This window comes from Pseudoalteromonas tunicata, from assembly GCF_002310815.1.
In the GTDB taxonomy this organism is placed as follows: Bacteria; Pseudomonadota; Gammaproteobacteria; order Enterobacterales; family Alteromonadaceae; genus Pseudoalteromonas; species Pseudoalteromonas tunicata.
Genome location: NZ_CP011032.1, coordinates 2,021,322 through 2,035,816 on the forward strand (window position 1 = coordinate 2,021,322; position 14,495 = coordinate 2,035,816).

Consider the following 14,495-nt stretch of genomic DNA (forward strand, 5'->3'; position numbering starts at 1 on the left):
ATTAATATTAAGTAAGTAGGCGGACAATTTTCATTGACACTTTATTGGCCTAGCTTACTACCAAGTCCGGCGAGTGCGATAACACACTACTTAATGCCGGTTAAAGCTAGGTGAATGACTTAAAGCCAATGCTTGGTTACCTAACTCTAAATTCTTTACTGACTTATTTTTTCGCAATCGGAGCTAACATCATCACCATTTGGCGACCTTCAACTCGACTTGGGAAAGATTCTAAAGATGAAACATCTTCTAAATCAGTTTTAATTCGGTTTAAAAGAGTAATACCGATTTCTTGGTGCGCCATTTCGCGACCACGAAATCTTACGGTGATTTTGGCTTTGTCGCCAGCTTCTAAGAATTTACGTAAGCTACGTAATTTCACGTTGTAATCACCATCATCAGTTCCAGGTCGGAATTTAATTTCCTTAATTTGGATCTGCTTTTGTTTCTTCTTTTGCTCTTTTTGTTCTTTGCTCTTTTCGAAAAGGAACTTGCCGTAGTCCATCAACTTACAAACTGGTGGTTCAGCATTTGGGCTAATTTCTACTAAATCAACGCCTGCTTCTTCAGCCATGGCTTGTGCTTCACGAAGTAAAACAATACCTGCTTGCTCACCTTCGATACCAATCAGTCTGACTTCTTTACAAGTGATCTCGTCATTGATCCGATTCTGATTTTTTTGAGCCGTTTGTGGACCCTTTTTTCCGCCTCTAATGATGCGTTCCTCCAAAAGATACTAAATTAAAATAAAGCGCGCTATTGTACATAAATCGCGCGCTTTACACTATTAAATTCTATTTTTAATTTCATCAGACAATTTAGCGATGAAATCATCAACTTTAAATTTTCCTAAGTCATCACCAGTACGTGTACGAACGGCAACTTCTTCTTGTTCTACTTCTTTATCGCCAACAACTAATAAGTAAGGAATACGCTTTAAAGTATGCTCCCTGATTTTAAAGCCAATCTTCTCATTTCTCAAGTCAGCACAGGCTCTAAATCCAAGTTTATTTAACTTTTCGACAATATTATGACAATAATCGGCTTGTTTATCGGTAATATTCATTACCACAACTTGTTTTGGCGCTAACCATGTTGGAAATAAGCCTGCATACTCTTCGGTCAAAATACCAATGAAACGTTCAATTGAACCTAAGATAGCACGATGGATCATCACTGGTGTACGGCGTTCATTATTTTCAGCAACGTAAGTTGCACCTAAACGCCCTGGTAAAGCGAAATCTAGCTGAACTGTACCACATTGCCATGCACGATCTAAACAATCGTATAACGTGAACTCAATTTTCGGACCATAAAATGCACCTTCACCTGGTAAATAATCAAACTCAATACCATTGTGTGTAAGCGCCTCTGCTAGTGCTTTTTCTGATTGATCCCACGTTGCATCATCACCAATACGGTTTTCTGGACGTGTCGATAACTTCACAACGATTTTTTCAAATCCAAATGTTTCATAGGTATCGTAAACCATTTTGATACAGGCTGACACTTCATCCATCACCTGCTCTTCTGTACAGAAAATATGAGCATCGTCCTGAGTAAAGCCACGAACGCGCATTAAACCATGTAACGCACCTGATGGTTCATTACGATGACAACAACCGAACTCAGCCATACGCAATGGTAAATCACGATACGACTTTAAGCCTTGATTGAAGATTTGAACATGACCTGGGCAGTTCATTGGCTTGATTGCATATTCGCGCTTTTCAGACACAGTAGTAAACATCGCATCAGCGTATTTATCCCAGTGACCTGATTTTTCCCATAATGAACGGTCCATCATTAATGGGCCTTTTACTTCTTCGTATTTATATTCACGTAACTTCTCACGGACGAAGTCTTCAAGTTCGCGATAAATGCTCCAACCGTCATTGTGCCAAAACACCATGCCTGGCGCTTCTTCCTGCCAGTGCCATAAATCAAGGGCTTTACCAATTTTACGATGATCACGTTTTTCGGCTTCTTCAAGGCGCTTTAAATAAGCAGCAAGTTGTTTTTTATCTGCCCAAGCGGTGCCATAAACACGTTGCAGCATTTTGTTTTCTGAATCACCACGCCAATAAGCGCCTGCAACCTTCATTATTTTGAAGTGTTCACAGAACTTCATATTTGGCACATGAGGGCCACGACACATGTCGACATATTCTTCATGATGATATAAACCAGGAGTATCATCTCGACTGATGTTTTCATCTAAGATTTCAATTTTATATTGTTCGCCACGCGCTGCAAAAACATCGCGAGCTTCTTGCCAGGTCACTACCTTTTTTACAACATCATAATGGGTTTTAGCAAGTTTAAGCATTTGTTTTTCAAGCGCTTCTAAATCATCTTGCGTTAACGAATGTTCCATATCAATGTCATAGTAAAAACCATTATCAATTGTTGGTCCAATCGCCATTTTCACATCTGGATAAAGCTGTTTAATTGCATGACCTAACAAATGCGCACATGAGTGACGAATAATTTCTAATCCATCATCATCTTTGGCGGTAATAATTTCTAAGCGGCTATCTTCTGTAATCAATTGACACGCATCAACGCGTACGCCATTGATCCGCCCTGCAATCGTTGCTTTAGCAAGACCAGGACCAATGTCTAAAGCAACATCCATCACTGACACAGCATGTTCAAATTGACGTTGACTACCGTCTGGAAGAGTAATAACTGGCATGTTTTTTCCTTTCTACAGTGGTGATCCCTACAATGCATCACGTGTAGTTAATAATTTATAAAAAAGAGATACAACGCATAAAACACTTTTACGAGTAAGCATTTGGCTGCATGGGTAGTTTCAAAAAAACTACAAGGTAGCATTTTGTCTGTTTTACCTCGTAATTACAAGGATTAATCCCTCGATAAAAGTATGACAATTTTGACATATTGCTATTCGTTTCCATACTTTGGTATCCAATCAAAAAAGTAATGCTAATGACTCCACCTTCTTCCTTGCAATCATCGTTACGCATAGCAAGCTTAAACTTGTACAACTTTGCCAAACCACCTTTTAGCTTTTACCATCCCGATGAGCATTATTCAGCCCAACAATGGCAAGAAAAGTGTCTCTGGCTGTCATCACAGTTAAAACACGTTCAGCCAGCTATTATTGGTTTTCAAGAAGTATTTAGCCCTGATGAGCTAGCGCGTATTTGTCAGTCTTGTGGTTTACCTTTTTTTTCAACTGTGAGTAATCCAGTACTTGCAGAAGATGACCCTTTTTTATTTATTAAACCTGTGGTCGCATTGGCATCTCTTTATCCAATCGAAACCATTACAGTATTAAAGCCTGATACTCAGTTATTAGCGGCTTTTAATTTACCGATTGATTTTCAATTTAATCGTGAACCGATTAAAGCTAAAATCTTAATTCCTGTACTTGGCGCAGCTACTTTTTATATCGTACATTTAAAATCAAAACGTCCAACATCATTATCAAGCTATACCGACGTCGCCTTTAAAGAGCAGCCAATCGCAAGTGCCTTGCTCAATGCAACGCTTGGGCGTTATCACAGCGACATGCAGCGGAGCCTTGAATTAGCCCTTATCTATCAAGATGTAATCAAAAGCCAGACCGAAGGTGAGCACTGTACTTTAATCATGGGAGATTTTAATGACCAAATCACTAGTGATGGTTTAGGTTTTATCTTCAATCAAGTTATCAGTGATGGTTTAGCCCAAACTCCATCGTTTGGTGTAACTGATTCCTATCAAGGGAGTGAGCAGCATCGCGCAGGGACACATTATTATCAAAATCAAGGAAAAGTACTTGATTACATTTTGCTTTCAACGCCTTTACTTTTACCTCAATCCCCTTTTTCTGTTGAGTTTAATGCTATTGACCAACACATACTCAATACATCAGGTTTGGAGCAAAAACTAAGCAGTGATCACGCTTTTATTTATATCGATATTACTAAAAAATAAAAACTTCACTACAGCGTAAACTTTTCGATGATATAATAAAAAAAATTTTTAGTTTACCGGAACAGATAATGAGAACATGTGGTGTTGAGATTAAGGGAAGTGAAGTTCTTTTATGTTTATTAAGCAAAGAAGAGGACGTGTTTGATATTCGAGATATCCGTCAAACTCGCTTTACCTTATCTAATTCTAACGATGCTGAACAGCTACATAAATTCCAATTTGATTTCAAAAAATTACTTGAAGATTATCAAATAGATACAGTTGCAATCAAGCAGCGCCCGCACACAGGAAAATTTTCTGGCAGTGCTGTTGGTTTTAAAATGGAAGCTGCAATACAGCTCATCAATAACGTTCGTGTAGTCTTGCTTTCAGCCAATGATATTAAAGAGCAATTAAAACGTAACCCTCTACCAATTGATTTTGAATCAACAGGCTTAAAAAAGTTTCAAGAGCACGCTTTTATATCTGCTTATGTTGAAATTATGGAACAAACCTATCCTCGTCCAAAAAATGAAATCTAATCATTGAGTTAAATCAAACTAAAAAGGCCTTAACGGCCTTTTTTAATCCCTTTATCTTATTCACTAGCCCGCTCATTGTGAACATTGCTGCCTGATGAGCTAGATTTTGCTGTATTGCGGTTAAATTAAGGATATAAAAAAACCGCTTAAGCATGTGAACTTAAGCGGTTGTTGACGTAACTAGTTTTTACTTAGTGTACGCGCGTGGCATCGCTGATTGTTTGATATAACGCTCAGCAAGTTTATCTTGACGAGATTCGGTGGTGTATTCTTTACCACCAATCCACATTTGGTCTACTTTTGAACTTAACTCAAATGGGTCTGCGCTCCAAAGTACTAAATCAGCGGCTTTTCCAACTGCAACTTCACCAGCATTGATACCAAAGACTTCTGCAACATTAGCAGTAATTGCTTTTAAAGCACCTTGTGCCGACATGCCATTGGCGACTGCGATGCCTGTATCATAACGAAGTTGATACATGTTATGACTTGCATCTCCGCCTATCGTTAACAATACCTTAGCACCCGCTTTTTCAAGTTCACCCGCTGTGGTTAACGATGAATGAAGTGAATCAAAGCTACCTGGTAAATTAGCAACAACACTTAATACCACTGGCACTTTAGCATCAACTAATTGCTGTTTAATTAAGGTTGCATCATGTGCTCCGACGAAAACCATATTAACGTTAAATTGTTGTTTAACTTTAATCAGTTCAAGCATATCCGCAGCTCTTGATACATAAACAACTAAAGGTTTTTCACCTTTAAGCACGGCTGTGAGTAGTTTTTCAGATTTAGATGGCTCTTTATCTTCTTTGTCAGCTTTGTCGTCTTTTTTTGTTTTCTTGCTGGCTTTCTCTGCTTTTGCTAACTTTTTAACTTGGCCATCTAGGGTATCAATTAAAGTTTGCAGGGAATATGCACGTGAACCACTGCTACGTTCACCTAAGCTAACCACAACAGCAGCTTCTTTAGTTAAAACGCTATCAAACTCACCGCTTAAATCAACAACAAAACCAAGACCTGCAAAAATATCCTCTCCGCCCGTTGGGATAACTAAATCACGGGTGATCCCACCTTTACGTGCATAAGCAATAAGTGAACTACGTGGATTGTATGCAAGGCTGGCATCAAATGTGATGTCTGCTTTTTTATCACCTGCATCACGTGATGCAGCAACCGCACCTACTTCAACTAAACCAAGTTGATTCATTGTACTGATGATACCTGGACTTAAAATACGCCCATTAGCATCAATAACTTGTGTTGCATTGTGAGATTCTGGATTAATTGCAATAATTTTACCTTCATCCATCACCACGGTTGCATTCTTTAAAATGCCTTGCTCATTGGCGGTGTAAACTGTTGCATTGGTAATCGCAATGGGTGCAGCATAAGCTGAAAAACCCGTTAATAAAGCAGCCGCAAGCATCGATTTTTTAAATACTTTCATCATTATATCTCCTTAGCGTTGCCCTAACATGAAATCACTTTTTGCTTGATATTTGTCATCGAAACGATCAAATACTTTTGCACCGTCAACAAATACTTGCTCAGCATGGGCGTAAACACTGAATGGGCTTTGATTCCAAATAACAACATCGGCTTGTTTACCTGGCTCTAGCGTACCTGTTTTATCTAAAATACCTAATGACTTAGCAGGGTTCGCTGTAATCCATTTAATGGCATCTTGTTCTTTAATCGCAAAACCTTTGTTATTTCCGCTCGCCATCGCTTTGCCTGCTTCTTGGTTTAAGCGTTGAATAGTGGTATCTGAGTCTGAGTGCACAATGGCACATGAATTTTTAACCGCATCAACAATAGCAATGTTTTCATGCACCATGTCGTAGGCTTCCATTTTAAAGCCCCACCAGTCTGGCCAAAGCGCAGCACAGTTTTTGTTTTCAGCAAGCATATCGGCAATTTTGTATGCTTCAATACCATGATGGAATGTACCGGCGTGATAACCAAACTCTTTAGATAAATCAATCATCATTGCCATTTCTTCAGCTTTATAACAATGATTGTGGATCATCACTTCGCCATCTAATACGCCTTTTAGCGTATCAAGCATTAAATCTCGCTCTGGTGCTTGTGGGTTTTTACCAGCGGCGTAATCACGCTCGTATTTTTCCCAAGCACGTTTGTATTCTGTCGCTTCAATAAAGGCGTGACGATAACCTGCCATGTTACCCATACGTGTTGATGGCGCTTCTTTACGGCTACCATAAACACGTTTTGGATTTTCACCACACGCCATTTTTAAGCCATACGGCGCATCAGGAAATTTCATTGCTTGCATGGTATGTGCAGGCACATTTTTAAGCGTCACACCGCGGCCACCAATTAAATTAGCAGAACCTGGGAGAATTTGTAGCGTAGTGATCCCACCGGCACGTGCAGTATTAAAGCCTGGGTCTTGTGGCCATACTGAGTGTTCAACCCATACTTCGGCTGTCACAGGATTAGTCATTTCGTTGCCATCTTGATGAGACTCAACTCCTGGATTTGGATAAGCGCCAAGATGTGAATGAACATCGATAATGCCTGGTGTTACCCATTTACCTTTGGCATCAATAACGGTGGCACCTTCAGCCGTTAAATCTTTACCGACTTTACTAATTTTTCCATCAACAACAAGTACATCAGCGTCATCTAAACGCTCACCTGTTCCAGTTAGAACGGTGGCATTTTGAATTAAAGTCGTTGAACTTGGTAATACTTTGTAAGTGCTTGGGTATGGGTTTTTAGCGATTGAAACTTTAGGATCTTGAGGACCTGACTCATTACAGCCAACAAGTGCTGCACTAAGTGCAATCATCATTACCGATGGGGCAAAATGTCGCATTGTTATTGTTCTCCTTTTTATAGTTAAAAACACTTTAGCGAACTATTTTTAAGATTGCGATGCTTTGGCGGCAAAATCACAAAGAATAAAGCTGAAAATTTAACTTTTATTTAATTTATTAAATTTGCCAGCAAAACTGAGGGTTACTGGAGTCACTTTGGTAACAAGCGAGCTTAATTAATGCACCATGCCCTATTTCAATCGGTAAATATTTAGCACCGATTTGGGCCTGATTAAAACCAAGTAAATGTGTTAAAAAGTGACGAATAACACCTCCATGAGTCACCACTAAAACACGTTGTTCTTTATAGCGTTTGGCGATTAACTCAATTACATTTTCAACTCTTGTTGCAAAATCTGCCATGCTTTCACCATTGGGAATAGTGTGAGAATAAGGGTCTGAAAAATAACGCTCTGCAGCACTGTTTGGTTCAGCGAATAACGCTTCATAAGTGAGGCCATCCCAATCACCAAAGTCTATTTCAGCTAAATCGGTTGTGATTTTTATCGGTAATTGCTGTAAATGAGCATATTCAGTGGCAAACTCCGCGCAACGTAACAATGGTGAGCTAATAACACGGTCAAATTGCATGTTTATTAAAGCATGGTGCATTTGCTGCCAACCTTTTGACGTTAAAGGTTCATCGGTTTTACCCCGTAGTTTTTTACCTCCTTGTACCTCACCATGGCGTAACAAAAAGATCTGGCTCATACTTTTCCCTTTAACAATAACGGTAAACCTGCCATTACCGCACTCACCTGCTCGCACTGCTCGGCTATCGCTTGATTGAGCCAGCCTTGCTGATCACAAAATTGCCGCGCCAACGCATTTTCTGGCGTAATTGAAAAACCAACTTCATTACTCACTAATACAACATCTGCTTGAGTGTTCTTTAAAGCCCCTAAAAAATCGCTTTTTACTTGTTGAAATGAATTGTTGACATATTCGGATTCACTTAAAACAATAGCTTCTAAACCTTTGTATTCTCGTGATAAATAATATAACCAGTTGTTTAACCACAGCGTCATACAATCAATTAAAATAAGGTGTTGTTGATAGTTTGGGTTAAGTAAAATAGGTTCAAGCTTCAGTGGGGCTTCAATGGTTGGCCAGGTTGAAGGTCGATGAGCTTGATGATGGGCAATCCGCGCTTGCATTTCTGCATCAATTGGCTCTGCCGTGGCAAGATAAAGCACGGGTTTGCTCGATAACGAGGCTAAACACTCTGCATATCGACTTTTGCCAGAGCGTACGCCGCCTATAATTAAATGCTTCAAACCACACTCCTAAATTTTTGGTAAGCATAACAAAGCTGCAGATAAAACAAAGTCTTAGTTATTAATTTGCTACTCGTTTTAGTGTTAAAACTGGTAACAAAGCAGCGTTTTACTTACAATAGCCCATCTTTAATATGAGCCGTCATCATGCAAACCTTTCAAGACATTATTAATCATAAAACCAAGCCTTTAGGTTCTTTGGGTAAATTAGAGCAGCTTGCATTGCAATTGGCTACCATCCAAAGCTCTGAAAAAATAGCCATTACCCAGCCTCAAATGCTCGTTTTTGCCGGTGATCATGGTATTGCAGCACATAATATCAGCATTGCACCTAGTGCTGTTACAACGCTGATGGTAAATAATTTTTTAAATGGGGGGGCTGCCATTAATTGTTTTGCCCGTACTTTAGGTTGGCAACTTAAGGTGATTGACTGTGGTATTTTAACCGATATCACCCACCCTTCATTAATCAAAAGCCGTTTAGGTCAGTGCACTGGTGACATTAGCAAAGCGCCTGCAATGGATAAGCTACAGCTCGACCAAGCATTTTCATTTTGTGATGATTTTATCGCTCAACTTGCCAGACAAGGCACTAACCTATTAGGATTTGGCGAAATGGGCATTGGCAATACTTCGCCAGCCGCGGCATTGTGCGCAGCACTTTTGAAACTGCCAGCCTCACAGACGATTGGCGCTGGCACTGGCATTAATTCAAGCCAACTTGAAGCCAAACTTAAACTAATAGAGTGCGCCCTTGCCCGCCTAACGAATCTTGCAGACCTGACACCAGAGCAACTGTTACTTGAACTTGGTGGCTTTGAAATTTCGCATTTGGTGGCTGCCATTTTGGCGGGGTTTAAACATAATATGATTCTGCTGATTGATGGCTTTATTGTCACCGCAGCGGCATTGATTGCGATAAAAATTAATCCAAAATGCCAAGAAAACATGGTCTTTGCCCATTGCTCGATGGAACAAGCCCACCAAAAAATGTTGCGCTCAATTAATGCTGAACCACTATTAGATTTAGGCTTACGATTAGGCGAAGGAACAGGTGCTGCGCTTGCATTACCTTTAGTACTTGCTGCGGCCAGCTTTTTTAATGACATGGCCAGTTTTACTGAGGTTGGAATTGAGCTGTGATAAGCCTGCGTAATCAATGGTCTATATTTTTAATCGCGCTTGGTTTTTTAACTCGCATACCTATTGGAATCGTTGACTTTAGTCCAGAAAAGCTCAATAAGGCCAGCCGTTATTTTGCTCTGGTTGGAGCGCTGATTGGCTTGTTATGCGCGGCAGTATTTTTGACCGCACATTTAGTATTAAGCCAAGAAATTGCGATTTTATTGAGTATGGTGGTTGGTTTTTACTTAACGGGTGGTTTTCACGAAGATGGCCTAGCTGATGTATGCGATGGTTTTGGTGGTGGTTATACCAAAATACGCAAACTTGAAATCATGAAAGATTCCCGAGTGGGTACTTATGGCAGTCTAGGGCTTTTCAGTGCCCTGCTATTAAAGTTTTTATTACTGAATGAACTGGCAGATCCTGCTATTGCTTTAATTCTAATGCACACCTTAAGTCGCACCCTTGCCAGTAGTATCATATTTTCAGCACACTATGCCAGTGCCGATTTAATCAGTAAAACCAAACCGTTAGCTAATAGTATGAGCCTGACTTCATTACTTATTTTACTGATAAGTACCGCACTTATACTCGCTTTAAGCACTTTTGTTTATTTAACCATAAGCAATTTAGTGATCTTAATCCTAATTTTAGTTGTACTACGCAGCATATTAATCAAATGGTTTGAACACCATTTAGACGGTTACACCGGTGACTGCTTGGGTTTTGCCCAACAAACAAGTGAATTGCTCGGTTACCTCACCCTTATTATTTTATTAGGAACTCCCGATGTCAGATAAAGAAACACGCCACAAAGAACGCCAAGAAAAACTAAAACAAGCTGTCGATACTAAAATCGCCAATGCACAAACAGTAAAAGGTTTGATGATTGTAATAACTGGTAATGGTAAAGGAAAATCGACTTCAGGTTTTGGTACTGTCGCCCGTGGTGTTGGTCATGGTTTAAAATGTGCTGTGGCGCAATTTATTAAAGGCAATTGGGAATGCGGTGAACGCGCACTCCTTGAAAAAAATGGCGTTGAATTTCATGTAATGGGTACCGGATTTACCTGGAATACGCAAGACCGCATTGCAGATACCGAAGCAGCATTAGCTATTTGGGAAAAATGTGAACAAATGCTACAAGACGAAAGCCTTGATTTAGTCTTACTCGACGAGCTAACTTACATGATCACTTATGATTATGTGCCACTTGAGCGCGTATTAACGGCGCTGCGAAATCGCCCCTTCATGCAAAGCGTGGTTGTTACAGGGCGTGCTGCGCATCGTGAATTAACCGAAATGGCAGATACCGTATCAGAGGTCAGAAATGTAAAACATGCATTTGATTCTGGTGTCAAAGCCCTCAAAGGCGTTGATTGGTAAAAATAGCGTCCAATTTAAATTACTCGACACATCAATAGTTAAACGAAACAAAACGTTAAATAGAGATGTGTCGAATTGCACACTTACTTACACATTGTTGCTTTTTGTTAACATCGTCGAATATCAAATCATTCATACTTTAATGGTTACTCACCTATGGATGAATCGTCATGAAAAAGTCTCTCTTAGTCGTCGCTGCGTGCTCTTTTTTAGTGAGCCTTAATGCTCAAGCCGCTGCAGATCGATTTATCGCCGCCAACAACTCTAAAGAAACACGTATTTGTATGGCAACAGCAAGTAATCGACCTATTGCGCTTATTGTTGCACTAAAAGAGCAATCTATGAGTCGAAAATCGGCAAATCAATATATTCGTTGTAATGATACTCCACTTGCAGTTTTTGCAAGGGTCTATGAGTTAAATAAAACGGGTCATTATCTAAAATATGAGAATGTATCAAGTACCTATATTAAAGATATTACAATGACAGCAGGAGATTCGGTGGTTATTGCAGGTTCACGCTAATATTTTGTGATGCTACACAATTCAAAAACCGCTCATAGTTCGAGCGGTTTTTTATGATTTTAATTTATTAAATCATGTTTGCTACTAAACCAAATAAACCGCCAAATACCCCACCCCAGACCACTAACCAGCCTAAGTGTGCTTTTATCATCTGCTGCACCATTTCTTTTACCATTTGAGGAGTTAATTCGAGTAAGCGTGCATCAATAATGGTTGCGACTTTATGCTGTAACTCACCAATAACTTGAGGTTTTGCAATTTGTGCTTTGAGTAACTCATTAAAGTCATCCGTTTGCGTTATTTCAATCATTGAAGCTTTCATTTTCTCCACAAACGGCTGTTTCATTGGCTCAAGTGCTTCGGTGCCACCAAACATCGCCAACATGCCACCAAATTGGGAGTTTTGCACTACATCGACCAAAGAATCAAACGCAGGGCTTAAGTCAACTTGCTCAATAATGGGTGTTAATTCAAAATGATGAGCGTGACCATTTTGTTCTGACATAAACTTATTGATATTTTCTTCAGTAAAAAACTGCTCCATAATCAGGGTTTTTATCGCTGCTTTAAACTCTTCAAATTTTGCCGGGATCACACCTGAACCATATAAGAGAGGGACTTTTTCAAACAACATATGCACCGCAAGCCAATTTGTAAAAGCACCCGATAACGCAAATAATCCGACAGAAAATAATAAAGCTTGATTAAATACATATCCGCATAAAACTAACAATAATGTAACCAAATTAGTTACTAAACTTTTATTCACATGCTCTCCCAACATCAATAAATACTGATACGACACGGTGTGCCAAAACGTAGCTATTGTATGCGCATCAAAGCGGTTATGACAAGCCGACAGAGCAGCGCTTTTTAACTAAAAATAATGAATCTATTATTTGCAGCAAATCATTAAAAAATTAACAGTTTTATGATTTTTTAACCATACTTTAAAGCGTCAACTCCAATCCTGAATGTTACTTCAACTTAGAGTGAACAATCTATGTGGCATACCATAGCTAAACAAATTAGTGAGAATTTAAATATCGATTTTGTGATTACTCACAAAGAACAGCTTAATCAAGGTGCACAAACCTTGGCTTTTAAAATTTCTGATGGTCAACATCACTTCTTTGTTAAATTAAATGAGCTTAATGGTCTGGATCAATTTGAAGCAGAAAGTTTCAATTTGACTGAACTTACCTTACATAGCACGTTTTTTGTCCCCGACTGTATTTGTACAGGGATCACCTTAGATCACAGCTTTATTGTGCTTGAATGGTTAACCTTTTCGAATCAAAGTACCGATAATTGGCAGCAATTAGGTGAAGGCTTGGCCCAAATGCACCAAAAACATGAACAGGCGATGTTTGGCTGGCAACAAGATAATTTTTTGGGTAAAAGCATTCAAACAAATCGGTGGCATAAGCGGTGGGATATTTTTTTTGCTGAGCAACGTATTGGTTGGCAATTACAGTTATTACACGAAAAAGGGCTGCACTTTTGTGATATCAACGAATTTATTGAAATTACCAAACATACCTTGCATAACCATGTTATTGAACCTTCATTGTTACATGGTCATTTATGGCGAGGAAACGTTGGATTTGTCAATCACCAAGCCGCCGTATTTGATGCTGCTTGTTATTATGGTGACCGAGAAGTCGATTTAGCCATGAGTGAACTATTTGGTCATTTTCCCGCAGACTTTTATCACGCATACCAAGCCCACTATCCGTTATCTGCTACTGCAAGCGAACGTAAACCTTTTTACCAACTTTACTATTTGCTCAATCAAGCGAATGTTTTTCAAGGTATGTACTTAACGCAAGCTAAATCACTTATTAAGCAGCTTATCGAGCGTAATTAGAGATAATTTAACCCTCTTGAACTACACTTTATTAATTACAAATTACACAATTGAGTCGTTTTTATGAAAAACCATAAAATGCAATCAATTAGCTGCCCTCACTGTGGCCATCATGTATTTGTTGAAATTGATACTACCTGTGGCGACCAAGACTATTACGAAGATTGCTCAGCCTGTTGTAACCCTATTCACCTCAATATGCATATCGATGATTTACACCACAAGATTGAACTTCATATCGATAGCGATGATGAACAAGTGTTTTAAACTAAAAACCATCTGTTTTTATCAAACAGATGGTTTTTTTAACGTTTAGACACTGCTTTTTTAGCTGTGATGACGTTTCATATAACGTTCAATTGTCTCAACTATGGTGTAGGTTTGCTGATCAACCTCAATATTAACTAAACTGCCTTCACTTAATAATCCAAGATTAGTCACTCCGAGTGTTTCGGGAATTAAATGCAGATAAAAACCTTGCTCCGTCACGTCACCAACCGTTAAGCTTGCGCCATTCACACATACAAAGCCTTTATGCAGAATATAATTTAACCATTTTGGCTCAAGTGTGAGGTAAAAAAAGCAGTTATCACCGGTGTGCTCTATGGTCTGAACTTTAGCCGTAGTATGAATATGACCCGATACAATGTGACCACCTAATTCAGTACCAAACGTCACTGAACGCTCCAAATTAACTTGATGACCTTGTTGTAATTCACCTAAATTTGTTAAACGTAACGTTTCATCAATAATATCAAAATGGACTTGGCCAACCACATCCTTCATCCCCAGCTCGTAATGCACCACAGTCAAGCAACAACCATTAACGGCAATACTTGCGCCAATATCAAGCTGCCTTAAATATTGACCAGATACAGACAACACCAAACGTTTTACCCCTTCACTTTGGGTAATAGCAACAACTGAGGCTTTAGTTTGAACAATACCGGTAAACATTTTATTTTCCTTATCTAAGGTAATTTAGATTACAATCA

16 protein-coding genes are annotated in these 14,495 nt (G+C 39.2%); 8 read left to right on the forward strand and 8 right to left on the reverse strand.

The features are described from left to right. Window positions 1–163: 163 nt before the first annotated feature. A complete protein-coding gene (gene infC / locus PTUN_RS09190; protein WP_009839973.1) occupies window positions 164–730 on the reverse strand; it encodes a translation initiation factor IF-3 in 567 nt (188 codons plus the stop codon). Window positions 731–787: 57 nt separating this feature from the next. Then, window positions 788–2,698 carry a threonine--tRNA ligase gene (gene thrS / locus PTUN_RS09195; RefSeq protein WP_009839974.1) on the reverse strand — a complete coding sequence of 637 codons (1,911 nt, stop codon included), beginning with the start codon at window positions 2,696–2,698 and terminating at the stop codon, window positions 788–790. Window positions 2,699–2,955: 257 nt separating this feature from the next. On the opposite strand from thrS, the gene PTUN_RS09200 reads away from it, so the two are divergent. Both PTUN_RS09200 and PTUN_RS09205 read left to right on the forward strand, forming a co-directional pair. After that, window positions 2,956–3,948: an endonuclease/exonuclease/phosphatase family protein gene (locus PTUN_RS09200; protein WP_009839975.1), complete on the forward strand. Its 993-nt coding sequence runs from the start codon at window positions 2,956–2,958 to the stop codon at window positions 3,946–3,948. Between the two features lie 68 nt (window positions 3,949–4,016). Then, complete coding sequence (locus PTUN_RS09205; RefSeq protein ID WP_009839976.1) at window positions 4,017–4,469, forward strand: DUF3010 family protein; 453 nt, start codon at window positions 4,017–4,019, stop codon at window positions 4,467–4,469. Window positions 4,470–4,656: 187 nt separating this feature from the next. Here PTUN_RS09205 and PTUN_RS09210 read toward each other — a convergent pair whose 3' ends face one another. The 4 genes from PTUN_RS09210 to cobU form a co-directional block, all read right to left on the reverse strand. Then, the gene (locus PTUN_RS09210; RefSeq protein ID WP_009839978.1) at window positions 4,657–5,922 is read right to left on the reverse strand and encodes an amidohydrolase family protein; all 1,266 of its coding nucleotides are present in this window, start codon (window positions 5,920–5,922) and stop codon (window positions 4,657–4,659) included. Window positions 5,923–5,934: 12 nt separating this feature from the next. Further along, on the reverse strand, window positions 5,935–7,317 hold the full coding sequence (locus tag PTUN_RS09215) for an amidohydrolase (RefSeq protein ID WP_009839979.1): 1,383 nt from the start codon (window positions 7,315–7,317) through the stop codon (window positions 5,935–5,937). Between the two features lie 118 nt (window positions 7,318–7,435). Then, a complete protein-coding gene (locus PTUN_RS09220) occupies window positions 7,436–8,029 on the reverse strand; it encodes a histidine phosphatase family protein (protein WP_009839980.1) in 594 nt (197 codons plus the stop codon). Continuing rightward, the gene (gene cobU, locus PTUN_RS09225; RefSeq protein ID WP_009839981.1) at window positions 8,026–8,595 is read right to left on the reverse strand and encodes a bifunctional adenosylcobinamide kinase/adenosylcobinamide-phosphate guanylyltransferase; all 570 of its coding nucleotides are present in this window, start codon (window positions 8,593–8,595) and stop codon (window positions 8,026–8,028) included. The genes PTUN_RS09220 and cobU overlap by 4 nt, the downstream gene beginning before the upstream one ends. Window positions 8,596–8,742: 147 nt before the next feature. On the opposite strand from cobU, the gene cobT reads away from it, so the two are divergent. The 4 genes from cobT to PTUN_RS09245 all read left to right on the forward strand — a co-directional run bounded on the left by cobT (window position 8,743) and on the right by PTUN_RS09245 (window position 11,630). After that, window positions 8,743–9,738 (forward strand): nicotinate-nucleotide--dimethylbenzimidazole phosphoribosyltransferase, encoded by a 996-nt coding sequence (gene cobT / locus PTUN_RS09230; RefSeq protein WP_009839982.1) that lies wholly within the window; start codon window positions 8,743–8,745, stop codon window positions 9,736–9,738. Continuing rightward, the gene (locus PTUN_RS09235) at window positions 9,738–10,520 is read left to right on the forward strand and encodes an adenosylcobinamide-GDP ribazoletransferase (protein ID WP_415906961.1); all 783 of its coding nucleotides are present in this window, start codon (window positions 9,738–9,740) and stop codon (window positions 10,518–10,520) included. The genes cobT and PTUN_RS09235 overlap by 1 nt, the downstream gene beginning before the upstream one ends. Continuing rightward, window positions 10,510–11,106 (forward strand): cob(I)yrinic acid a,c-diamide adenosyltransferase, encoded by a 597-nt coding sequence (cobO, locus tag PTUN_RS09240; protein ID WP_009839984.1) that lies wholly within the window; start codon window positions 10,510–10,512, stop codon window positions 11,104–11,106. The genes PTUN_RS09235 and cobO overlap by 11 nt, the downstream gene beginning before the upstream one ends. Window positions 11,107–11,276: 170 nt before the next feature. Next, window positions 11,277–11,630, forward strand: a complete 354-nt coding sequence (locus PTUN_RS09245; protein ID WP_009839985.1) for a DUF3718 domain-containing protein — start codon at window positions 11,277–11,279, stop codon at window positions 11,628–11,630. A 67-nt stretch (window positions 11,631–11,697) separates the two neighbouring features. Here PTUN_RS09245 and PTUN_RS09250 read toward each other — a convergent pair whose 3' ends face one another. Further along, window positions 11,698–12,399 carry a DUF445 family protein gene (locus PTUN_RS09250; RefSeq protein WP_040644259.1) on the reverse strand — a complete coding sequence of 234 codons (702 nt, stop codon included), beginning with the start codon at window positions 12,397–12,399 and terminating at the stop codon, window positions 11,698–11,700. A 234-nt stretch (window positions 12,400–12,633) separates the two neighbouring features. Between PTUN_RS09250 and PTUN_RS09255 the strand changes: the two genes are divergently transcribed. Together PTUN_RS09255 and PTUN_RS09260 are read left to right on the forward strand one after the other, a co-directional pair. After that, window positions 12,634–13,500, forward strand: coding sequence for a fructosamine kinase family protein (locus tag PTUN_RS09255; RefSeq protein WP_009839987.1), 867 nt, complete (start codon window positions 12,634–12,636; stop codon window positions 13,498–13,500). 63 nt (window positions 13,501–13,563) lie between these two features. After that, window positions 13,564–13,767 (forward strand): CPXCG motif-containing cysteine-rich protein, encoded by a 204-nt coding sequence (locus tag PTUN_RS09260; protein ID WP_009839988.1) that lies wholly within the window; start codon window positions 13,564–13,566, stop codon window positions 13,765–13,767. 60 nt (window positions 13,768–13,827) lie between these two features. Here PTUN_RS09260 and PTUN_RS09265 read toward each other — a convergent pair whose 3' ends face one another. Beyond that, window positions 13,828–14,457, reverse strand: a complete 630-nt coding sequence (locus PTUN_RS09265; RefSeq protein ID WP_009839989.1) for a riboflavin synthase — start codon at window positions 14,455–14,457, stop codon at window positions 13,828–13,830. Window positions 14,458–14,495 lie beyond the last annotated feature (38 nt).